This window comes from Synechococcus sp. PCC 7335, from assembly GCF_000155595.1.
In the GTDB taxonomy this organism is placed as follows: domain Bacteria; phylum Cyanobacteriota; class Cyanobacteriia; order Phormidesmidales; family Phormidesmidaceae; genus Phormidesmis.
Genome location: NZ_DS989905.1, coordinates 421,081 through 443,547, shown reverse-complemented (window position 1 = coordinate 443,547; position 22,467 = coordinate 421,081). Strand labels below are relative to the sequence as shown.

23 protein-coding genes and 2 pseudogenes are annotated in these 22,467 nt (G+C 47.6%); 9 read left to right on the top strand and 16 right to left on the bottom strand.

Annotated features, from left to right (window positions below):
* Positions 1-53: 53 nt before the first annotated feature.
* Positions 54-1,283 (bottom strand): sensor histidine kinase KdpD, encoded by a 1,230-nt coding sequence (locus S7335_RS26390; protein WP_006458240.1) that lies wholly within the window; start codon positions 1,281-1,283, stop codon positions 54-56.
* Positions 1,284-1,649: 366 nt separating this feature from the next.
* On the opposite strand from S7335_RS26390, the gene psbA reads away from it, so the two are divergent.
* Positions 1,650-2,741 carry a photosystem II q(b) protein gene (gene psbA, locus S7335_RS21760; protein ID WP_038019432.1) on the top strand — a complete coding sequence of 364 codons (1,092 nt, stop codon included), beginning with the start codon at positions 1,650-1,652 and terminating at the stop codon, positions 2,739-2,741.
* 131 nt (positions 2,742-2,872) lie between these two features.
* On the opposite strand, the gene S7335_RS21755 is transcribed toward psbA, so the two are convergent.
* The 7 genes and pseudogenes from S7335_RS21755 to S7335_RS29585 all read right to left on the bottom strand — a co-directional run bounded on the left by S7335_RS21755 (position 2,873) and on the right by S7335_RS29585 (position 5,477).
* Entirely contained in the window at positions 2,873-3,109 is a 237-nt protein-coding gene (locus S7335_RS21755; protein ID WP_006458019.1) for a hypothetical protein, read from the bottom strand.
* A gap of 181 nt (positions 3,110-3,290) precedes the next feature.
* Positions 3,291-3,635 carry a hypothetical protein gene (locus S7335_RS21750; protein ID WP_006457761.1) on the bottom strand — a complete coding sequence of 115 codons (345 nt, stop codon included), beginning with the start codon at positions 3,633-3,635 and terminating at the stop codon, positions 3,291-3,293.
* Positions 3,619-3,831, bottom strand: a complete 213-nt coding sequence (locus S7335_RS21745; protein WP_006458250.1) for a hypothetical protein — start codon at positions 3,829-3,831, stop codon at positions 3,619-3,621. Before S7335_RS21745 ends, S7335_RS21750 begins: the two co-directional genes overlap by 17 nt.
* 212 nt (positions 3,832-4,043) lie before the next feature.
* Positions 4,044-4,217 (bottom strand): hypothetical protein, encoded by a 174-nt coding sequence (locus S7335_RS28080; RefSeq protein WP_157620619.1) that lies wholly within the window; start codon positions 4,215-4,217, stop codon positions 4,044-4,046.
* Complete coding sequence (locus tag S7335_RS21740) at positions 4,201-4,581, bottom strand: hypothetical protein (RefSeq protein ID WP_006458087.1); 381 nt, start codon at positions 4,579-4,581, stop codon at positions 4,201-4,203. The genes S7335_RS28080 and S7335_RS21740 overlap by 17 nt, the downstream gene beginning before the upstream one ends.
* A gap of 178 nt (positions 4,582-4,759) precedes the next feature.
* Positions 4,760-5,371: pseudogene (locus S7335_RS21735) on the bottom strand (ISAs1 family transposase); the annotation flags it as partial.
* Complete coding sequence (locus S7335_RS29585; protein ID WP_227500103.1) at positions 5,364-5,477, bottom strand: transposase family protein; 114 nt, start codon at positions 5,475-5,477, stop codon at positions 5,364-5,366. The pseudogene S7335_RS21735 and the gene S7335_RS29585, both read right to left, overlap by 8 nt.
* Positions 5,478-5,878: 401 nt before the next feature.
* Between S7335_RS29585 and S7335_RS21730 the strand changes: the two genes are divergently transcribed.
* Positions 5,879-6,229 (top strand): hypothetical protein, encoded by a 351-nt coding sequence (locus S7335_RS21730; protein WP_006458306.1) that lies wholly within the window; start codon positions 5,879-5,881, stop codon positions 6,227-6,229.
* Between the two features lie 98 nt (positions 6,230-6,327).
* Here the strand turns inward: S7335_RS21730 and S7335_RS21725 are convergent, their stop codons facing one another.
* The 3 genes from S7335_RS21725 to S7335_RS21715 all read right to left on the bottom strand — a co-directional run bounded on the left by S7335_RS21725 (position 6,328) and on the right by S7335_RS21715 (position 7,846).
* Positions 6,328-6,594, bottom strand: coding sequence for a hypothetical protein (locus S7335_RS21725; RefSeq protein WP_038019428.1), 267 nt, complete (start codon positions 6,592-6,594; stop codon positions 6,328-6,330).
* Positions 6,566-7,237 (bottom strand): YHYH protein, encoded by a 672-nt coding sequence (locus S7335_RS21720; protein ID WP_038019426.1) that lies wholly within the window; start codon positions 7,235-7,237, stop codon positions 6,566-6,568. Before S7335_RS21720 ends, S7335_RS21725 begins: the two co-directional genes overlap by 29 nt.
* A 225-nt stretch (positions 7,238-7,462) precedes the next feature.
* Positions 7,463-7,846 (bottom strand): hypothetical protein, encoded by a 384-nt coding sequence (locus tag S7335_RS21715; protein ID WP_006457816.1) that lies wholly within the window; start codon positions 7,844-7,846, stop codon positions 7,463-7,465.
* Between the two features lie 322 nt (positions 7,847-8,168).
* On the opposite strand from S7335_RS21715, the gene S7335_RS21710 reads away from it, so the two are divergent.
* Positions 8,169-9,374, top strand: a complete 1,206-nt coding sequence (locus S7335_RS21710) for a MerR family transcriptional regulator (protein WP_006458362.1) — start codon at positions 8,169-8,171, stop codon at positions 9,372-9,374.
* A gap of 45 nt (positions 9,375-9,419) precedes the next feature.
* Here the strand turns inward: S7335_RS21710 and S7335_RS21705 are convergent.
* A pseudogene (locus tag S7335_RS21705) lies at positions 9,420-9,674 on the bottom strand (transposase); the annotation flags it as partial.
* A 170-nt stretch (positions 9,675-9,844) separates the two neighbouring features.
* Here S7335_RS21705 and S7335_RS21700 point away from each other — a divergent pair.
* From S7335_RS21700 to S7335_RS21675, 6 genes are all read left to right on the top strand, one after another.
* The gene (locus S7335_RS21700) at positions 9,845-11,131 is read left to right on the top strand and encodes a glycosyltransferase (RefSeq protein ID WP_227500090.1); all 1,287 of its coding nucleotides are present in this window, start codon (positions 9,845-9,847) and stop codon (positions 11,129-11,131) included.
* 7 nt (positions 11,132-11,138) lie between these two features.
* Positions 11,139-11,399 (top strand): sulfotransferase family protein, encoded by a 261-nt coding sequence (locus S7335_RS21695; protein ID WP_006457843.1) that lies wholly within the window; start codon positions 11,139-11,141, stop codon positions 11,397-11,399.
* Positions 11,400-11,481: 82 nt separating this feature from the next.
* Positions 11,482-12,360, top strand: coding sequence for an IS982 family transposase (locus S7335_RS21690; protein WP_006453390.1), 879 nt, complete (start codon positions 11,482-11,484; stop codon positions 12,358-12,360).
* A complete protein-coding gene (locus S7335_RS21685) occupies positions 12,336-13,157 on the top strand; it encodes a sulfotransferase (RefSeq protein WP_006458337.1) in 822 nt (273 codons plus the stop codon). Before S7335_RS21690 ends, S7335_RS21685 begins: the two co-directional genes overlap by 25 nt.
* A 1,218-nt stretch (positions 13,158-14,375) precedes the next feature.
* Positions 14,376-15,050, top strand: a complete 675-nt coding sequence (locus S7335_RS21680) for a hypothetical protein (protein ID WP_006458436.1) — start codon at positions 14,376-14,378, stop codon at positions 15,048-15,050.
* A 200-nt stretch (positions 15,051-15,250) separates the two neighbouring features.
* On the top strand, positions 15,251-15,583 hold the full coding sequence (locus S7335_RS21675; RefSeq protein WP_006458389.1) for a hypothetical protein: 333 nt from the start codon (positions 15,251-15,253) through the stop codon (positions 15,581-15,583).
* Positions 15,584-15,618: 35 nt separating this feature from the next.
* Here the strand turns inward: S7335_RS21675 and S7335_RS21670 are convergent, their stop codons facing one another.
* The 4 genes from S7335_RS21670 to S7335_RS21655 all read right to left on the bottom strand — a co-directional run bounded on the left by S7335_RS21670 (position 15,619) and on the right by S7335_RS21655 (position 22,274).
* Positions 15,619-16,494: a hypothetical protein gene (locus S7335_RS21670; RefSeq protein WP_006458420.1), complete on the bottom strand. Its 876-nt coding sequence runs from the start codon at positions 16,492-16,494 to the stop codon at positions 15,619-15,621.
* 25 nt (positions 16,495-16,519) lie between these two features.
* Positions 16,520-20,230, bottom strand: a complete 3,711-nt coding sequence (locus S7335_RS21665; RefSeq protein WP_006458378.1) for an NB-ARC domain-containing protein — start codon at positions 20,228-20,230, stop codon at positions 16,520-16,522.
* Between the two features lie 629 nt (positions 20,231-20,859).
* Complete coding sequence (locus S7335_RS29580; RefSeq protein ID WP_006457962.1) at positions 20,860-21,423, bottom strand: cysteine hydrolase family protein; 564 nt, start codon at positions 21,421-21,423, stop codon at positions 20,860-20,862.
* Positions 21,420-22,274 carry a formylglycine-generating enzyme family protein gene (locus S7335_RS21655; RefSeq protein ID WP_038019424.1) on the bottom strand — a complete coding sequence of 285 codons (855 nt, stop codon included), beginning with the start codon at positions 22,272-22,274 and terminating at the stop codon, positions 21,420-21,422. Before S7335_RS21655 ends, S7335_RS29580 begins: the two co-directional genes overlap by 4 nt.
* Positions 22,275-22,467: the final 193 nt, after the last annotated feature.

The following is a 22,467-nucleotide window of genomic DNA, read 5'->3' as shown; positions in this document are numbered from 1 at the left end:
TTTTAATAGGGGTCTCTTATTGTGAATAGCCAGCGATTACTGCCCCAAACCGCCTACGGCACAGCGTACACAGGTAACGTGAAGCATACCTGGCTACCCTGCTCCTGACCAGAAGACTCCGCCCAGATCGTACCCCCCATGCCCTCGACCAGCGAGCGACAAATCGTCAAGCCCAGCCCCAGTCCTCCTTTCGTCCGCTGAAGATAAGCTTCTTCCTGATAGAAGCAATCAAACACACGAGCTAACTTATCCGTTCCAATTCCCCGCCCGGTATCTGAAACGCAGACCTTCAGCATAGAAGCCGTTGAATCAGACGGAGAGTCAGTCTCAGCGTCCGCTGAGCTAACGACCTGAACGTCCACTTTGACTTCGCCGGTCGCCGTGAAGCGAAATGCATTCTCCAGCAGCCGTTTCACCACTTCCCCCATCCGGTCACCATAGACCCAAACAGAAGATAGCTGAGCAGCCCACTCGACCCGAAGCTTGGATAGCACTATCTCAGGCGTCTGCGTTAGAAAGCTGCTGAGCGCCACCTGTAACGTATCCCTCGGATCTAGCAATTCTGTTTGAAAGCAGATCTGTCCTGCCTTGAGACGACACAACAAATCAATATCACGCACCAACAAGCAAAGTCGGGCTAAATCCGTACAGGCAACTTCCAAAAGCGTCTGACGGTTCTCTATGGAGAGGTTATCCTCCTCTTTTAGCGATTCTAGGCAAACTTGCAACGTTGAGAACGGCGTCCGCAGTTCATGATTCACAATCGCTAACACCTGTCGCCGTTCTTGTTCTAACAGCGCCAGCTGCCGACTGCGCGCAAGACTCACAACACCGTTGCGCTGCCGCATCATCTTCTCTAAGAAAGGAGCTAGCCGTAGTCGAATTGTCGTCACCCAAGGTTGATACGCCACAATACCGGCAGGTAACGATTCAAACAATGCGCTCAGATAGAAACTGACATCCTGGTCAGAGCACCTCTGAACGAAATTTATGGTCATTGACCATATCTGCGTGAAGTAATCAAGAAAACCTTCGACCGACTCACGTAGCCCATAGAGTTCACTCAACGCTAGCTCCATGACCTGACGCTGCGCCTGAGCAGGCATCGTATCCCCCTCAGTCAGGGTTTCTATGCCGATTTGAATCGTCGATAGAGAAGGCTGAAGCCGATAGCTCAGCAATGAGATCAGGACACTGCGGATATGCTCTAAAAGCTGAATCAGCGCTTCCTCTGGTTCTTCAGAAGGCTCAGGCGCAAGTCCTGCATGTATTCGACAGGTCAAAGAAGTCTCTTGCCCCTGGACCAAAGGAAGCCTCAATCGAACAGCTGAGTCTGCTGACAAAGAAGCACTATTAAATGATTGGATCAAACTACACATCCACGAAAAGTCATATCACAACGATATTGTAAACAAAAGTAAAATTTATTCACAAAAGTAAATAATATTGACTGGTGCTGAGCATGAATTTCTTTATAGATAGCCGTAGAATCCTTTGTTTATAGGCAGTTCACAATCTAAATAATTTGTAAACTCGTTTGCAATATTTCGTTACATATGCTATGATAGGTATATACCAACGAACAAAAGCAGTCATATTCGCGCTTTCGTTTGTTACATGCATGTCCACATTCATTCCGCAATCATTCAATGGTTTCTACTACAACTACTCTTCAACGAAGCGAAAATGCTTCCTTGTGGGAGCAGTTCTGTCAGTGGGTTACCAGCACCGAGAACCGCCTCTATGTAGGTTGGTTCGGCGTGTTGATGATCCCGACTTTGCTTGCTGCTACAGCTTGTTTCGTAATTGCGTTCATCGCAGCACCCCCCGTCGACATCGACGGTATCCGTGAGCCGGTGGCTGGTTCACTGATGTACGGCAACAACATCATCTCTGGTGCGGTTGTGCCTTCATCTAACGCGATCGGTCTGCACTTCTACCCTATCTGGGAAGCAGCTTCTCTAGACGAGTGGCTCTACAACGGCGGCCCTTACCAGTTGGTTATCTTCCACTTCCTCATCGGCGTCTTCTGCTACATGGGTCGTGAGTGGGAACTATCCTACCGGTTGGGTATGCGTCCCTGGATCTGTGTTGCTTATTCTGCGCCCGTCGCAGCGGCAACTGCAGTCTTCTTGATCTACCCGTTGGGTCAGGGTTCGTTCTCTGATGGGATGCCGTTGGGTATCTCCGGTACGTTCAACTTCATGTTGGTGTTCCAGGCAGAGCACAACATCTTGATGCATCCCTTCCACATGTTGGGTGTAGCGGGTGTATTCGGTGGTTCTTTGTTCTCAGCTATGCATGGTTCCTTGGTAACTTCTTCCTTGGTACGTGAGACTACAGAAACTGAGAGTCAGAACTACGGCTACAAGTTCGGACAGGAAGAAGAGACGTACAACATCGTTGCAGCGCACGGCTACTTCGGTCGTCTTATCTTCCAATACGCAAGTTTCAACAACAGCCGTAGCCTCCACTTCCTATTGGGTGCATGGCCAGTCGTTGGCATCTGGTTCACAGCGCTAGGTATTTCTACTATGGCGTTCAACCTGAACGGGTTCAACTTCAACCAGTCGATCATTGACTCACAGGGTCGTGTGATTGGTAGCTGGGCGGATGTATTGAACCGAGCTAACTTGGGTATGGAAGTAATGCACGAGCGCAATGCTCACAACTTCCCGCTCGATTTGGCCGCTGGTGAAGCAGCTCCTGTTGCTTTGACTGCTCCTTCTATCAACGCATAGTCTGACGACGATTGCTTGATTACAAAAATTGAATAAGCTGAGAAGCCCTCCGTACTGTTTCTGATGAGATATGTGTGGGGGGCTTTTCGCTGGTGAGTTCTGATACGATGCTTAGCTACAAATGGTCGTGTTTACGAAGCTTTGCTGTCACTGCGCTTCAGTCGCATAGGCCTAAGGAACAGCCAGCTGGTGAAGAAGAAGGCAGCTGTACATAGCTGAACGATGTCGATTGCCGATAGGTAACCGTCCATCAAGGCGGCTAACGTTCTATCCGAGATACCAAACACCCAGGAAGCGGTGCCTATCGACCATATGCCTGTTTTGAGTGTCCACAAAAAATCTTCTGTTCCCGATGGAATGGGAATCATCTTACGCTTTCCTCGTGCTGCTGTCGGTGGCGGCGATATCGCTTCGCAAACGTCTTGCCGACTCTACTTGACTACTTTGCCTAGTACTTTTGTTTTAACAGAGAGAAAAAGGACTATGTTCTCTCTCTAGGTAGGAATACCCTCTCCTACGATTCGTGCTTTGAAGGCTAAGGAGCTGCGACTACAGTAGGGGTATTCGACCGGTTAAAAACAGTTGATAGCCAATCGCCATCACTATGAAGGCTAGAAAGAACTCCCATAGGCTAGTCGGATTCAGGATAGCTCGGCTGCTTATGAAGACGGCTAAGATGCCAAGGGCAGTCGATACCCAACCAATCTCCCTGAACTCGTTGGGTAGAAAGACTAGCGACAGCACGCCGATTGCTAGAAAAAAGATAGATGCGTCAGCGGTGATTCCTCTCCACCAATAAGGAGAGACATTGGTCGTAAACAAGATGTTGTTGCCTAGCAGATAGATGCTGAACACCAGTAAGCAAAAGCCGATCAGCTTAACGAAAGCGCGCATAGTAGGGGTGGTGGAGATAGCTCTTGTTCTTAGAACTCCCAATTGCGCGGTATAGCAGAACAGTTGGCGTGATCTCAGCTAGCCAAAGCGACCCTTTTGCCGATACGGAACGGGCAACTGTGGCAGGGCGATGGTACCGCTTTGAGTAAGTGACCACGTTGATTGAAGTGCGATCATTCCCTAAGTTAGCAGCCATTAGGTCATCGCGAATTCCTGTTGACTACTCGTTTTAGTCGCGTGACATCCGTTATCTCGGTGGACTGTAGCGACGGCATGGTAGTCAGAATAAAGGCTATGACGTCTTGGTTAGGGATGGATACTGCCTGCTTCTTCTCTCTCATCAATGGGTAAGAAATGGTTAGTCCTTTGAAGAGGCTAAAAATGCTTATAGGCACCTCACAGAGAGGTTTACAGCGTTTTTATGCCAAACCTGGCGTCCTGTGTGGTGCGCGAGCAGAATAGCCCTTTGAGGGCGATCTTCAGCCACACTGTTTCTCTGTCTGCTGGTGCCACCACTAAGTCAGCAGGTCGCGTCGGGATAGCGCTAGTTGCCTGTCTGAGCGCTTTACTGAGACGCTTCACAAGCAGTAGCCAGGATAGCCGATTGATAATCATTCGCCTCAAACCATCGTTCGTTCGGGTAGTCGATAACATCAATCGGCTGGCTATTCTCATCCAAACTACCAATCAAGAGGCGATAGAGCACCTGAGACTGACAGTTCCCGTTATACCGGACATAAAGGCCATCAGCGATGGCATCAAACATAATTTGGTTGCCTTGTCTCACGATCGTGTTCGTGCCAATCTCAGCCGGTACGATGACGTTTGGCACATCTGTCCACTCAATCGTTTGCGCCTGAGCGGCCACAGCTGATAACAAAACACCGACAGCCGCAAGCGCAGCCGCCTGACTCCCAAGAATGAGTGACCTAGTCAAAGAAAGCATAGAAATACAAGAATCAGTAGGAAAACAACGTGTGAGACACACACTGTCAAAACAGCGGATGTTGCCATGATTACGCATCGCTTGTTAGGTTTTCGCGATAGCAGGCTTTCCTATGTGATGCCATGAGCTGACGTTAGCTGAGCCGACAGGCTGACCGCAGCGCAGGGCAAACGCATACTCAAGCGAGTAGGACACGAATGAGGAAGTCATTGTCCCAGCCAGCTTTGAGTCTTTTGTTTTTCTTAGAACCTTTGGACGATTCTTTAACGAGTAAGTTGAGTGCAATCTTTCGCATGATGGTCATATTCTCCGGCGCATGGCCCTTACGAATGCGCGAGTCATCTTCACGAAAAACGACCTCTAAGCTCCAATGTAGCTTGTTTTCTATGCCCCAGTGCCCGCGACTAGCGTAGGCAAAGCGCTCTACACCACCGTCTAGACTGACTAAGTAGTAGCGTCGTTCTTTCGTGGTTGGTTGCCCCTCAATGCGACGCTCTGTTTCAATCATTCCAACCCGTTTGAGTCCTTTCCAGCGCTGTGCATTCTCAAGATGTTCAACCTTATCGAGTAGCCAGTAGCGCCTGACCTCAATCCGGCCATGCCCCTTATCAACCGTTTGGTAGGCTTCGTGTTCAATGTCCTTGAAGTCGGTTTTAACTGCCCAATCAAACAACTGTTTCACATCTTTGAGCAGGTTACCCTGGTTCCCTTTGAGGCTCAGAACGTAGTCAGCACCTTTGTCAATAATCTGTTTAGCAATCTCTGTCTGTGCGCCCATTGCATCAATCGTCTAGCAGCGCAAACACCCTGGCAATCGTGTCATGCGATGGAATGCCGCTCGGCAGGCTGAGGAACGTTTTAAGCCAGGTTGACTTGCTATGGCCATAGGCTTCGATGTCTTCCCAGATTAAAGTGCGTTAACAGTGAACCCGATGGGCTAGCTGACTGACTCATTGGCAAGACAGAATAATGCGCTAATTATTCAGTATCCTACCTTTTTCGAGTATGCGTTTGCCCTGCTAGCAAAGGGAATGTGCTACTGACCGAAAGGCGTAAGGATGCTGATGAGGGTATCCGTCTTGCCGAAAGCTCTTTCCCATAAGCATTATCCCCGGTAGCTTCGTTCTCTACCTTCTTCGCAGAAGTCGATCGATGCATACAAAGGGGACTGCCAGAAAGATAGCAGGCGATCGCTCCCTCTTACGAACTACTTCAAACTCAGCTATCATGGATGTCTAGCACTGCCAGCGGGATATGACAATGCTGACATGACTGCACACATGAAAAACTGTTCTCTGTGACAAATTCTCCCTTCCACGACCCTCAACAAAACCCCTTGCCCGATGCAAACGATATTGAGCAAGAAGCTACTAGTGACGCAGGGCTTGATCCTCTTCGGCAGGGTTCTCCCACTAGTAACCCTTCCCCCCATATCAAACAGGATATACAGCGGTTACGTAATTTTGTCATAGGGTTACTATTGACAGGGCTAACCCTAGGCTGTGTGGTAGCTATCGGGGTCGCCTTCTTCTTGAAGCGTACTGGTTTGGCAGACCCACCAACCCCTAAGCAGGGACAAACACATGAGTACCTCTATGTCGGTGCTGATAGGTTTTGTGCGAGTATTGCTGTCACCAGAGGCAATTAGAATCTGAAAGCACCGCTATAGTTAGCTTTCAGCCCCCAACTTGAACGTCTAGAAACTATGGCAAAGGTGCAAAAACGGCATGGAAACCCAATGAGTTCTCAACGTTCTAGGGGGTTTGGTGTGCGCTGTGCTAGGGCATCGAAGGGCGGTGGTTCTATCTGCAGCTCAGTGTCAAAAGCGCCGTGATAGCAACCCACAACATAAGGTGGGTCTTTGGTGGTGGAATGAACATAGCTACCGTCTGGCATTTGCAATGCGTTGCAGTCGTCTAGTGCTTCATCCGGTAGATAACTAAGATTGTTGTATCTACCGCGTCCATAGTAGTCATCACCCCCTTCACCGTAATAGATAGGTGCACCGTTCAAGACAAAAGGCAATGGGTAAGTCAGGGCTATGCTTATCCATTAGGCAAACCGGAGCGTAGTGATAGTGATAATCTTCACCTTGCCCTGCGTGGCCGCCGCACTGGTCTAATTCGCCCTGGGTAACGGTATCATTGTGCTGCTCATGGTTATCTAGCGAGGTCGAGACATCAGGTCGTCGCTCGTAATGAAAAATTGGCACGCCGTCAACTGCCACCGCTATTGGCCCACGCGCACTGGCTTCAGTAGGTTCAGATAACCAAGTAGGAGAAAGAGGAATACGCCACTGGTAATCGTAGGGAATGAGAACCCTTTGTATCCAAGATCGGATGCCTACCATCGGTACATCTTCACTGACTTCAGATATTAAATCAGGAATACCTGTCGCGGCTACCTCAAGAAAATCAGCGCTGCAATTAACTGCTTCAGAATCGAGGTGTAGTTCGAAAGCCTTTTGATAGGTTGCACAGTCTGTTGCGACTGACAAGTTTTGTTCTACGTTAGAGGGAGCGGTTTCGGCAGGCGCCTCTGGAGTAGGCGGAGTAGTTGAGTGAGTAAGGATCTTACTTTCGCATGCAGATAACAGGCCAGCAAACACCAGGATCGCAATGGCTACGATAAAAGACATTGGCTGTAGAGGTTTCATAGAAGTGTCGTAACATCCGAATATAGCAATGATAAAAGCAGCTTCTACAAAAAGCACCTGCTATAAGTCACGCTCAACCTATGAACAAAGTCATTATGCAGAAGACATTGTACACATGGCGAATGGCATAAGATCTTTCCTTAGATAGCTCTATGACTTCAAGAGTACGGCCCTTTCTTCAATATTGAAGGAAGCACTTGAACGATAAGTCCAACGGTCTTGAGCTTAAGCGCTCTGATATTCGCAATTATGAAGGTAAGCCCGAAAGGGCTCAAACCACTCTGTTACGATTCGACCTGCATTTGCTTCTACATAGTCCCAAATTAAAGAGCAAACGGGTCTCTTTTGGCCAACGTTGCAGTTCTCATGCAAATCTACGTACGGTAAAAAGTTGTATTCGCTGAAAGCGTAGCCGACTTTTGCTAGCGGGCGAGAGATATCTGTTGCAATCACATTGAGCCCTAAGGTTAGTGTCTTGAACCGATAAGAAAATGCAACGCAGTCTGCGGCAATACTTTGGTGCAGTTGCTTGGTGCAGTCTATATAGCTGTTTTGTCCATTCGCCGAACGATGCTTTTCTATCTTCCTAGAGAGAATAGCAAGGAGCAAAATGAAAGTAACTTTTGAGTTTTGTTGAAACTACATGAGGTTCAACGCTCTATATGAAATCTCTTCTGTAGCTTCTGTCAAGTTGCTTATGACATTTTTATCAGTCAGAATTGCTGTATGGTGGCAGGTAACTCGACTAGCAAACGTCCTATTACATCAAAGCGTTTGCTATGCGTAGTTCAGAAGATAGGAAAGGTGCTGAGTACTCAACCGGTGAAGAGTTAAAGAATAGCTCTTGCACCTCACGCAACGTCAGGTTTTAGAATGAATCTATCAACCGCAATTCTTTCACAACTTTTGAAGAGTAGGAGCGTAGATAGAGATGTCTGGCTTACTGAAGATTGGCGAGCTGGCTAAACAAACTGGCCTCTCGGTGCGGACGCTGCATTACTACGATGAGATTCAGCTACTAGTGCCTTCACACCGCAGTGAGTCTGACCATCGGCTGTATAGCGATCGCGATATCATCCGGCTACAGCAGATTTTGTCTTTACGACAGCTAGGTTTCTCGCTCAGCGAAATTCGTAATTGCTTGGAGCGTCCTGGCTATTCGCTGCCGCAAGTAATCGAACTGCATAGGCATCGCCTGCACGAACAGATTTCGCTATCCCATACGCTGCTTAATCGCCTGAACAGCATCGTCAAGGAGCTAGAAACCACTCAATCAGTTGCGGTTGGCAACCTAATTCAAACAATGGAGACCATCACAATGACCACTCAATATTTCACACCAGAACAACAAAAAGTACTTGACTATCGGCTTCGTGAAGGAGAAGAGGAATGGCAGAAAATACTGAACGGTATTCGAACTGAAATGAACCGAAATAGTGCCTTAAATAGTCCTTCCGTGCGAATGCTCGCCAGGCGCTGGCTGTGGAGTATGAAATCTTTTGTACAGGGGGATGGAGAAATCTATGAATCGCTAATAAAGATGTATCAGCGAGAGGGCAACATTGCCACAGATTGGGGAATGGACAGCGCCGCGTTTGACTATATTTTAAGAGCAATATTTTCGATGGCGCTAGGCGACGTGACAAATGCGGCTATCCCACGACACAAGATCTTCACCGCGCAGACGCAGGAAGTCGTTCGTTTGGGTGAAATTCCGATCCGAGAGATAAATTTCGACATATTAGGAACAGAATGTGCTCTACTTGGAATACTAGCGGAAGGAAAAAGCATTGCCGCAAGAGCGCTTACCTCAGTCGGCGTTAGCTACGAGCGCGTACACCCTATTGTCATCAAGTGGCTAGGAACTCGTCCGGCTCCTCCTGAAGGTACTTTCCCCCCAACGCTGCCCTTCGCTCCTAGAATGAAAAGAGTGATTGAGTTAGCGCTAGATGAGGCAAAGCAGCAGGAAAAATCGCAGATTGCACCAGAGCATCTACTCCTAGCCATATTAGAAGAATACAAAGAAGCGCCTGCACCTGGCGGCGTAGCAACCTATATACTCAGAGAAGAACTTAATATGGACTTGCAGGCACTAGAGCAGTGTCTTAGAGTGGAAATTGATAGTCAGTCGCACTAGTTATAGCAACGTGCGGACGCGTTCGTACGTTGCGAGTCACTGAGTCAGCTGCTCAAACTCAGGAATGCGAGGACTCAAGCATTGCCTAGATAGGATAGAGCACTCAAATTCAACCATGTTGAGACCACGAGCGTGCTTCGGTGTGTAGTTAAATCGAAGCCGATTAAGGATATGCAGGGCTTCGTCAGGCTCAAACGTTCTGTAGAGCGCCGCAACTGTATGGGGGTCGCGGTTGTCTAAAATCACTTGGACTTCTTTGGCTTCAGGAAACAGAACATCTACCAGATAGTACCTACAAACTAGCAGTGCCAACCTCCTCATAAATAATCTGTTTCTTATTAGTTAAGGTACCTCCCTGGCGATTACCGATTCATACCTGAATTCAGCAACGCTAATCTGCATAATTTTCGCTCCTCAAGATTGACATATCAGAAGTAGGCTGTCTACAGTGTCTTAAACAAATATTGACCGTGAACCAGAGAAAGTTGGTAGCACCAAGCGGTATGGCAAACATCACTATTTTGACAATTGGCTCTCGCGGCGACATTCAGCCCTACTGTGCCATTGCGCTTGGTCTGATGAGGAAAGGACACAACGTGACTTTGGCAGGCAGTTCTAACTTCGCTAGCTTCGCTGCTTGCTTCAACATCCCCTTCTTATCTGTTTCAGGAAACTTTAAGACGCTACTAAGTTCACCAATCGGACTTGATCTGCTTGAAGGAGATAGCGTGAGACTAATTGACGATGAGCTTCTATGGCAACAAATGTCTGATGCATGGAATGCCTGTAAAGACAGCGAACTGATTGTGTTCTCGCCCATAACCCTTTGGGGATACCACATCGCAGAAGCACTAGGAGTTCCGGGAATACTAGCAACTTTACTTCCTACCGCGCAGACAAGAGCGTTTCCCTTCTTGAAGTTTTCGCAGCGCACCGACGGGTTGATACGAGGGTTAGGCAACCTGCTTAGCTACCGTTTGGTAAAACTTCTTCTCTGGCGTCGCTATGCCGAAATTATCAATCGTTTCAGAAAAGAGGTACTGAACTTACCCCAAATATCATCTCCGTTTGGTCCTAGCTATCGGTACTCTTCTGGTCTACGAATGCCTGTGGTCAACTGCTACAGCCCGGCAGTCATTCCTCCGCCTCCAGACTGGGGCAACTTCGTTCATCAAGCTGGATACTGCTTTCTAGATACCGCAGACTCGTTTAATCCACCCTTAGCATTACAAACCTTTCTCGACAAAGGCCCTAAGCCATTTTATGTCGGTTTTGGCAGTATGATTCCACGTCATCCCCAACGGCTAGCACAGACTATTATCTCTGCGCTAGCTGTAACTGGGCAAAGAGCCATATTGTGTTCTGGCTGGGGAGAAGTTAGCACGGCAGAGCTACCTGATTCTATATACCTGCTCAAAGAAGTGCCGCATGACTGGCTCTTTCCCAAAGTGGTTGCAGCTATTCACCATGGCGGCGGTGGAACGACCGCTGCGACTTTGAGAGCTGGCATTCCTTCTATTGTTGTTTCGTTCTTTGCTGACCAGCCCATCTGGGGAGAGCAACTCGAACAGCTTGGTGTTAGTCCTGCGACTCATCTTCAAATGGAGCTAACCAGCGATCGCCTAGCGAAGAGTATTCGAAGCATCGTTGCAAGTGAACGTTTTTCCAAACGAGCGCAGCAGCTACAAGCCCAGATTGAGCAAGAGAATGGTGTAGACAGTGTCGTCTCGATTGTTGAATCTTATCTTCCCTCCTAGAGACACCATGGCTGTTTCTTGCATATTGACCGCTAAAGACAAAAAGCACTTCATCGGTGGTGATACAATGCAATCTACAAACCCAATAAATAGTCCTGATAGTCCGCATCTAAACATGCTGAAGGACGTTGAGGTCGCGCCTATCATCATTCTGGGAGATCAGCGCTCAGGAACAACACTGCTGTACAAAACGCTTGCTGACACAGGTTGCTTTAATGTGGTAAGAGCCTACCACATTATTAAGTATGACGAGATTCTGTCTAACTAACGTCAGTTCGGGATAAGGAAAGCTCGAAGAAAGGAGGATAGGTAAGCTGAAGTTGTAAAACCCATCAGCCCTATCCTCCACTATGTTCAGCTTAGAAGAACTGTTCTGCCACGTCGATGACTTCTGCCAAGTGTTTGAACCCCTCTGGCAGCGTCAACTGCTAAGCCACCATCTAAAGACGCGACAACGCGCTCGTTCGCTGAGCCTAAGCGAAGTGATGACGATACTCATCGGCTTTCACCAAAGCCACTACCGCACCTTCAAACACTACTACGTTCATCATGTATGCCAGTACTGGAAGCAAGCGTTTCCAACGCTAGTCAGCTATAACCGCTTTGTCGAATGGACGCCCTCTTGTTTGTTTCCCTTGTGTTGTTATCTGAAGCGCTGCTTCGGCCGTTGTACAGGCATTAGTTTTATCGATGCGACCAGTCTATCGGTCTGCCACAACCGTCGCATTTGGCAGCATAAGGTCTGCAAAGATACGGCAGCTAGGGGCAAAACCTCTGTCGGCTGGTTCTATGGCTTCAAGCTACACCTCGTGGTGAACGAGTGCGGTGAACTACTCAACCTCACCCTGACCCCGGGCAATACGGACGACCGTGAGCCCGCCTTTGACTTACTTACTGGACTATGGGGAAAAGTCTGCGCAGACAAAGGCTATGTATCGAAGCAGCTGGCTAAGCAACTACTCGACGCGTTCAACATCGAGTTCTTTGCTAAGCCTCGGCGCAACATGAAGAACCAGCTAGTGCGGCTAACTGACAAGCTACTCTCGCGCAAACGTTCCATCATCGAAACGATTATCGACCAACTGAAGAACATTTCGCAGATAGAGCATTCTCGTCACCGTAGTCCGGTCAACTGCTGGGTCAACATCCTCTGTGGACTGATTGCTTATTGCCACCAACCGAAGAAGCCTTCTCTCCATATGGAATGGGAACTTCCCCCTGCTGCTTAACCCGAACTGACGTTAACTATGTCAATCAAAAGGAAAAGCAGGCTATTCAGGAATTAAAGAATCACTTTAACGCATTAGGAATAAGTGATCGCAAGATTGACCAGGTTGCGGCAACGCCAAACCTGCCTGAAGAATACGGGTTTATCTTGAAGAATGTAGCCAGTGACAAGCTGTTCATAACGCCAAGAAACTTGCCTACCTTTCAGCAGCTATGCCGTAAGATTCAAGCTATTTCTGACCCAGCCAAACCGCTACTGCTAAAAAATCCCTGGGACTTTCCCCAGTTCTTACGGGTCAGGCAGCTTGTTCCTGGTACAAGGTTTATTTTTATTCATCGCCATCCTGTTCATGTTATTAGCTCTAAATTAAAGGCTTCGCGCAGTGTGATCTATGACTGGAACGAATACACCGCTTTAATTGCGCCCATCTACCGGGAGATATTCAGTAATCCTATTAAGCGTAGTTTGGTCAGGGTTCTATCCTCTAAGCACTTGGGTATAGGGCGACGTCGCTCTATACAAGCATCGGTAGAAGCAACCACTTACTTCATGAACAATATTAGCGAACTCCCTTCTGAGGAATACATTTCTATTAGGTATGAGGACTTATGCGCTGCACCAGCGTCTACTATCAAACAGATCATGACTTTCTTGAGCCTAGGAGACGGCTCAAGTTTAGACTACTCAGAGGTTATCAAGGCGCGATCGCTTAACATATTGCCAGAAGTGCAAAAGCGAGCAAAACAAATTCAACAAAGATCGAAAGCATATTTCGATTACCACGGCTATAGCGCTTAGACGCAATAGTCCCTGTGGATAGGACAAACTCTTTGGCAAAGAACATCAAGTCAACAAAAGGGAGATACTGCTTCGCTGATACTGTTGGCGAACTCTAAAATAACATCTCAATCTCAGTGAATTCGATATTAGCTTCTTAGCTAGACCGAAGGTTTTGTGTTGGTCTGGCGTTTAGAATCTAGTGCGTCAACAGTGTCTTCTTTAGCGCTGCCCGTATTAAGTCCCTTCAGCACGTCTTAGTCGATGCTCAATCTGGCCAACCTTTGAACAGCGACTTAGGGTCTATTTGACTGCTGGGTTAGTAAGTCAGCCATAAGTTAGCCCTTCTTAACCCTGATCGTAGTCCTTCGGACAATTGAATAGATATAGAGAACACAACCTAAGGTGTTGTTCATGACTTATACATTCTTGCGTACACATTCCAGGTAATTCCTATGTCGACAATACATCCTGCACAACGTCTTATACTCTCCGCCATCGCTGTCACACTTTCAACAAGCGCTGTAGCCTATGCGGATATGCCGACTACATCAGTCTCACCACTCGATCTTCAGAAACTGCTTTTATATAGAGTCAACACTAGCCATAGCGAAGTAAGAACTAAAGATAGCTCTGCTACTCTTATATCTAAAGACAGTCCAAATTCTCATAGCGAAGTTGATTATGATCCATAGCCATATTGTGATCAATGAAGATAAAGTGTAACAAATAGAGACGAGTGTACATCACATCTTTCTTTTAGAGTAATGATGCCGCTCTGCAAAGCTTTGCAGTAAGTAGTAAGCATTCTAATTGAGCTAATCGGCTCTCTTAGAGTCGCGGGTTGTTTGACAACAACCCGATGGTGTAACACTATCCGACGTGTCTGCTGCCGTTAATTTATAGTAGTCATTCCCAAGTCAATCATAGATTCTTGAATGTCTAAACTCTGATTAGCTATGAAGTAACCCAGCTAAAAGCTAGCTTTTCTATCCTTTACTTAGCTTTTCTATTGCTTAAATAGGACTATAGACCAGCAAAGAGTACTCCAAACTTTCACTGGATGCTTAGTTGTTCCTGGTTGGAAGTCCTTGAATTATCTGATAAAGATTTTCAGCTAGAGAGAATTAGCAGAAAATACACTCGAGAAAGAACCTTCAAATTTGAGAGTGATGTACGAGAAGCTGATTGCACTAGTTGATCTTCGTGTACTGAAAACCTGTCTCGGCAACCAAAACAATGGACTTATCTACCCGTTTTGAACAGCCTCATCTAGACATCTATCTACGGCAACTTGTGGTCTCAGCTCAAAATGCACCCAAAGGAAGTGCAGCTAGACAAAGAGCCTTAAATGAGTTGGTTACTACCTTGTTGCAGGCGCAAAAGCTATGCCGGCCTTGTCAAGGACAGTTGCAACTACTGTATGAAGATATCTACGCAGAAGCACTTCAACGTCTGTTCATGTTTGTGTGTGATCGCATTGACGATTACAGTCTTGAAAAAGGAGAAGTCCTACAGTGGGTTAACTTCCTACTTAGGCGTCGATTTTTCATAGACGCCAGCAGGGACTATCTCCCCGTTGCGCCCAAAGGACTAAAGGTTAGAGATGTCAAACGACTAACCTTACAGCATCTAGATTCAAGCAATCCTAGCGAACTGAATCCGCCGTCCACGCTTCGGCTTTCGCTAGAAGTAAAAGCTTGCCTAATAGAGGATACTGAGGGCCTGTTTAGATCAGTTAGCGTTGTTGACCATCCTAGAGCCAATTTTCAATATATTGCCATTAAGCGATTAGAAGGCTATTCCTGGCAAGACCTCTCTGACGACCTTGGGGTACCCGTCCCTATGCTAAGTAGCTTCTATCGCCGGTGCTTAGCCCGGTTCGCTACCAAACTGAGTGCTTATCTATCGTAGAGGTAAGCACTCAGTTTGGTAGCAGAGCTTCCACAACTAGAGATGGAAGTAGCCCAATGAAAAATAAGTTAGCTACAAGTTTGACTTTCCTAGCCTTCATCGTAGCCTTTTGCCTAGTTATATAGAAAACATAGAGCAATACAACATCGCTCTATATCACACGTCTCACAAACAACTTAACAACATCTTGAGGTAATACCATGACTTCGATGCTTTCTACAAAACGTCTTGTTCTTTCTACTATTGTCGCTCTGATTTCGAGCGGTACAGTTGCAGCTAACGTCCATGCTTTTCCAGAAGTTGATCCTTCTTTCAATCTTCAACAGATTCGCCTTCAGGAACAAGACATCCGCGATGGTCTCATTAGGTCAGGACAATCTGCTAAACCCGCTGCTGAGGGACCCTCCTATGGCGCTGTGACGAACTACCACTCAGCTATCGAATCTAGACAGACCATAGAAACAGACAATCCACAAGCGCAGCTTTCGCTAGCGGAACGTCACCGTCAATCGGCAGCTCGCCGCAACAAGTAGCGAATCCTGGATCGCTTGTAGAGGATCAGCGATCCCTACAAGCGATCCTCTCGACCGTTTTGCGACTGTAGAATGAGTCCAATACCAAAGATACCAGGCAATGCGATTGCACCTAGCCAAACCCAGTTGCTACTCAAACTCCAGTCAATCTTTTTAACTGCGCTATCGACAACCCATACACCGGCTAGCACCCATCCGCTAAACGCCACTTGTATAACACCTAGCGCTCTACATTCGATTGCGTTTGCTCGCACAGAGAGAATAGCTGAGCCAATAGCGCCTGTAAGAAAGATGGAGCTGTACAGACGAGAGTGAAAGACATCTAGCGGCCAGCTCCAGGAACTGCTGGTCACCTCAGGAAATATCAGCAGACCTAACCCATATACGCCTAGCAATCCTGCCTGCACACCTAGCGCAACGGACCAGGCAAGCGGCAAGCGGCACAAGCCCCCGAACGAAATTTGCTTAATATATCCCAAGTAGTAGCTGGCACCGACACAGTCGATAAGATATAGCCAGAACCAAATATCTGTTGTTTTTCTACCAGCGTTAAACTGTTCTATGTGCAGACAGGAGACTAACAATACAACCGTTGTGAATACCCACATCATAGGTACAATCAGCCGAATGAGAGCAGCTCGCTTAGCCAATACTAGGTTTGCAAGGGCCACTAACGCGGTGAGATAGATTGCCCCCAAAAATCGCAGGTTGAAAGGTGTCAGCGACCAAAGCCATATTGGTCTAGAGAAATCAGGAAAGAAGAATAGTCCTCCGCCAACGAGTATCAACAAAATAATCGAGATAACCGACAGTAACCAAAGAACAAAGGGTAGTCGCGTTTGGTTTTGACCGGCGTTCGGGTTGGAGGCTTCATCTAGTTGACTAGGCCGATAACTTATCTTTGTTTTCATTGGGTTTCCCTGCTCAATCCTTGATTTAATTCTGGGTTGCCCCTAGTTGTTCTAACGTTGATAGCTCAGAGGCTGTAAGTCCTTTGACACCGGTAATGTTCATTCCATCGTAAGGTTCTCTATTTTTGACAACATTCAAACAGTCACCAGTCTCTACTGACCACAGGCGGATGGTCTTATCATCACTGCCACTGGCAAGCATTTTTCCATCGGGACTAAAGTCAACTGACCAAACGCTATTAGTATGTCCTTGCAGCGCATGAACAAGCTGGCCGCTGTGGGTGTTCCACAGTCGGACGGTGCGATCGGCGCTAGCGCTGGCAATACATTGACCATCTGGGCTGACCGCTACAGAAATGACCCAATTTTTGTGCCCTTCGAAAATCTGTTTGCAGGTTCCGGTGTGGGTATCCCACAACCGAACGGTACAGTCTAGGCTGCCGCTGACTAAAAAGTCTCCTGTCGGCGAAAAGGCAATGCACCAAAGTCCGCTAGTGTGGCCCCTCCAGGTAGCTACGCAGTTGTGGGTAGCCAAGTCCCAAAGCTTGATAGTGCGATCATAAGAGCCGCTAGCCAACAGATTCTCTTCAGGATGGAAAGCAACTGAACTGACCCAATGCTGATGTCCTGTAAGCGTTTGCTGACATTTTCTAGTGTCTAAGTCCCATAATTTAATGCTCTGGTCAGCACTGCCACTGGCAAGGCGATCGCCCGTCGGGCTAAATGCCACTGACCATACAGATTTCTCATGGCCTGAAAAGCGATAGTGTGATTCTCCTTTGGAGGGGCTTCGCCAAAGCTGCTTATCCAGCTGCCATAGATGTACGCCGCCGTCCTCATTACCGCTGGCGAGCTGCCGTCCGTTTGGACTAAACACCACCGACCAAATGGCCTTTTGCGCGCCGAACAGGGTTTTTGAGCTGCTCTCTAAGGATAAGTCCGCCTGCATATCCCTCAGGACCAAGCTGCGATCGCCCTGTCCGCTAGCAAGTGTTTTGCCATCTGGACTAAACGCTAGCGCCCATACCCAGTTCCCACTGCCCTGCAACGACTTCAGACATTGTCCGCTCATTAAATTCCAAAGTCGCATTGTGCGATCTTCGCTACCACTAGTGAGATAGTGACCATTGGGGCTAAAGGCTATCGACCACACCCAGTTGCTATGGCCAGCTAGAACACGCAAACACTGCCGTGTTGCAACATTCCACAGTCGAACCGTTTGATCCGCGCTGCCGGTAGCTAGCTGGCTGCCATCTGGACTAAACGCGACTGTCCAAATCCAGTTACTATGACCGAGCAAAGTGTCTAAACACTTCCCTGAAGGCACATCCCACAGTCGAACCGTTTGGTCCGCGCTGCCACTAGCTAACTGGCTACCATCTGGATGAAACGCCACAGACCATACGCCGTGCTGGTGGTCTATTAAAGTTTTTAGGCACTCACCCGTACGCACATCCCATAGCCGAACGGTACGGTCGGCGCTGCCGCTGGCTAGATAGTCTGCGGTGGCGGCAAATGCCACTGACCAGACACCATGACCATGACCTTCTAGAACACGCTGACACTTGCCTGAAGCCACATGCCACAGCCGGACGGTGCGGTCGGCGCTGCCACTGGCTAGCTGCGTTCCATCTGGACTAAAGGCTACAGACATCACCCAGTTCTGGTGTCCTTCTAGCACCTTTAAGCACTTACCCGTTTTTGCATCCCATAGCCGAACGGTGCGATCGGCGCTGCCGCTGGCTAGCTGCGTTCCATCTGGACTGAACGCCACTGAGCACACCCAGTTTTGATGTCCCTTAAACGTAGAGATATGAGAGCCAATATCACCAGCGGTCATTGCCGACGTACCAGCAGACAGCTGCGATTGCCAAAGCCAGATCTCACCGTTGGTATCGCCGGTTGCTAAGACATTATCCGCTCTAAAGGCCATCGCGCGAATGCTGCCAAAAGGCTGATTAAAGAGTGAATTAGAAAGATCTGAACCAGAAAAAACAACATCGTGCAGGATTAAGCCCTGAAGCGACGTTTGGCGGATAGTGAGGTTTGAAAAGTTGTAGCCCTGCAGATCGATCCCCAGATGACGTAGGAGAGTCAAGACATTACCGCCAAGGTAACTGCGATCGCGTTTCGGTAATGCCTGCACTTGCTCGAGAAGTTTAGTCAGTGTTGAGTCTAGATCTGCTGCAGACGCCCCTTGCACCTGTAGCTTTGACAAAATAGGCGATATGATGAGCCGGATTTGTGCCCGATATATGTAGTCACTGCTACTCGCTTTCACCAATCCGTGAGAGCGCAACTGCTCAGGCGCTTGAGCGAAAACTTCCTTGCAGATACGATCAATCAGCTCTTGGGTGAAATAGTCCATCACGACGGCTTGCTGAGTGATATAAGAGCCATTCTTTTCAATCAAAGAGCGCCGTTCTAAAGAATCCACAGCCTCTAGTAGCTGATCTAATGGAACGGCTTCAACCATATCTGCCTGAAGCGATCGCCATACAACTGGCTCCCGGTTAATAGCAAGCCAGTACATAATGTCACGCTCTAAAACGGTCAGACGTTTCACTTGTCGCGCCAATAGCTGTCTGATATCGCCAAAGATAAGCGAGTCTTTTTGCACCACTTCCAAAAAAGTAGGCAGGCTACCATCGAAGTAATCTCTCACTGCCGCTGCAATAATCTTCAGCGCTAGGGGGTTACCGCTATAGGCTTCGACTAGCCGGTCCCAATCAGCTGCTGCCCCTGTAAAGGTACCATCGACCGGGCTAGCAGTCTGGATGAGTGCTCGCCCTTCAGCGCTTGCAAGTCCAGACAGCTGAAAGCTACGAATCGGCGAAGTCTTGCCCATTTGAATCGCGATCTCTTTAGGCAGTTCTCGCGAGGTAACTAAAATGCTGCTGCTGTGGTCGGTTTCGCAAAACGTTTCTAGCAGTTGAGCGTAGTTTTCATATCCCGCTAGATAGGTGCCAGCGCGATCGCCCTCTTCGAAGAGTGATTCGATATTGTCAAGGATAATCAAGCAACGATAGTTCCGTAGGCAGTTCGTGAGCTGCCGCAATTGGCCGTCCAAACTACTAGCCGCTCGATCCTCTGCTAGATGATCCCCTGATTGCTCCACCAAAAAACTAAGCAGGCTCGCAAGCGTCTCTTGAATAGGCGGCACGTTCTTCAGGCTGCGCCATACAAGATAGTCAAAATGATCTTCTACTTGACGCGCTAGCTTTGCACTCAGTGTCGTTTTACCGATGCCACCCATGCCGCAGAGCGCCACCAGACGAGCGCGATCGCGAACCAGCCAGTCCTCTAGCGTGTCTAACGCCTGCTCCCGGCCAAAGAAGATAGCAGTGTCGATAGCTTTCCCCCAGTCTTGAGCGCATTTAGGCGTAGAGTTTTGTCCTGAAAGGTGCTGAGCCTGTCGCGCTTTGATCGTGCCGGACGGATCTTGTGCCAGTGAATAGCAATCTTCTTCTACCTGCGAACTAACCTTTTTGGATAGCTTGTCTTCGGGTAGATCTAGGCCCAAGTCAGCGATCTCTTCCCACTCCAAGTTGAGCGTTTCACAAAGCTCAGTAAAGGTAGCAAAATCTACTGGTTTACCGCTTAAAAACTTTTTAACCGTTGCCAAGGAGTAGCCTGCCCTTTCTGATAGCGCACGTTGGGTTAAAAACCCATTGCGTTTGATAGCAATTCGCAGCGTATTCAGACAACCTGGCTGAGCTTTAATCGAACGAGACATTGCTTTTTGCCTGAACAAAGGGTAGAGCGAGCGGAAGATAGCCATAAGTTAGCTTCTATCAGCTTCCATGAAAGTCCTTTGGAAAGTCTAATAGTGACAGAAGCAGACAAAGATCAACGTACTCATGACTCCTTCTAAGTTTACAGGCACACCAGAAGACAGTTCCCTTCTCAAGGTTTTGTAAAAGATTGCATAATTCAACCGTTGAACCCTGAAGTACGCGCTCAACTTCGATCGCCCTACTCAAACTTAATAGGTACACCCTAAGAAGAGAGAAGATAGGGTCAATGATACAAACCCGACAATCAATAGATAACAGCAAACAGAATTAGAAGCACTATATAGAAGGGAAAGTACGAGACGGCTTCCTTACCATCACATCCTTAATTTAGAGCGAAACAGATACACACCACCAAATGCAGCCACTAATGCAGCCGCTAAGAAGTAGCATGTGGACGCGATGTTCATAGATTTACATTTCAGTACAGAACAAGATCGTTCTTCCCAGCAAGGTCTTAAGCGTTCTGCCTAAGAGTAATTGGATTTTCGTTCCTTGACTCAGACAGACAGTAGGTAGCCTATGCGCGGCTTTATAGCAGATAAAGATTACTACTACATTTTGCCTGCTTTTAATATCTAAGAATACTATTTCTGTCTAGTTCGTGGTCGATAATATGATGTGATCCAATTAACCTATCTAATACTGTAAGCGCAGCCATTGCACTATTGTATCCACCGTTTGAGGCAGAGTAGTGGGATAGCACATAAGGACGAATCCCAAGATCAAACAATTCTATTGTGGTTGCCAACACGCAACAGTCTGTATCAATGCCACAAACAAAGACCGTAGCGATATTACGAACTTTAAGAAAGTGACTCAGTTCTTCGGTAAGCGCAGTATATGTGCTTTTGTTGTAGATATTTTTTGCGAATGGTTGAAGCAAACTACTGATCTCTGTCTCCTCACTTGTAAACATTCTATTCCAGCCTAGCAGCCTAGTGTAGGAGCTGTTTGGCGTATTGATAAATCTTGTAAAGACAACGGGGTCGAAAAGTCTTTTCTCTAAGAGAGACTTAATTCTACGCGCGACGTAATGAGTTCTTTGGCTAATAAAACCGTTTTGAACATCTATGACAAGTAAACAACGGTTTTCGTCTGTATGACTCTCAAATTCTATGTTTGCGCTCTTCATTTTATCTCGCTAGCACTTTGAGGTTTAGAAATTGAACGACTTACTCGAAAACCATCGCGGAAATCAACATTCTCTGGGAGACTGTTGAAGCGGTACGCAGATCGACACATCTTTGGACAATCTGCCCAAGAACCGCCTCTTAGCACCCTTTTCGCAGTTTCTTTGCCTGTAATCCGAGCACTACCATTCGTAGGCGCTTGAGCATAGTCTCCATAGTGATCTTGACACCATTCCCATACATTGCCATGCATATCAGATAAGCCGAAAGCATTCGCTACTTTAAAACAATCGACCGGGGTGGTTGTCTGACGATAGTCTCCTTCGTATGGATTATCGTAGGTGCGATCGCCATTGTATGCTCCTTTGTAGTTGGCTACTTCTGTAGAGATTGTCTTTCCAAAGTAGAAGGGCGTGGTTGTTCCCGCTCGGCAGGCATACTCCCATTCAGCTTCGCTAGGAAGGCGGTAGGAGCAGATTGAATCAGCGGAAAGGCGATTATCTACAAAACGGCTTAACCGATCGCAGAACTCTACAGCCTCATACCAAGCTATTCGCTCTACCGGTAAGTTGTCGCCTTTGAAGTAAGAAGGCTCTGGTTTCAGATTTATATTTACCTGAGGAAAAGCTGCTACTACCCGCCATTGTGCCTGTGTCACAGGATAGCGACCTAAGAAGAAATCAGGCACGGTTACCTCATGCGGTGTTTCATCACGTACAGGATCAAAATCACTTACTGGGGAACCCATCCTGTAGGTGCCTCCAGGAATCAGTAGGATTTGCAGTGGTATATTCCTACCCAAACCTTCTAGAGGCTCGGTGTAGTATGCTCTAGAGATTTGGTCTGCAAACATTTAATCTGCGAATAATTGGATGTACAAGCATCAGCTTCAGCATCGGCCTATTCTGTTGTCATCGTGCTTCCGCCACCTCTACAAGTAGGTTCTGATGTAGCTGTAATCTGGCTTTCTGGTCGAACCAAACTATAGCTTTGGTCACTTAGCTTGCGGCGTAGTCATTGGCTATAACCCTTGTGTTTCAAAAGGC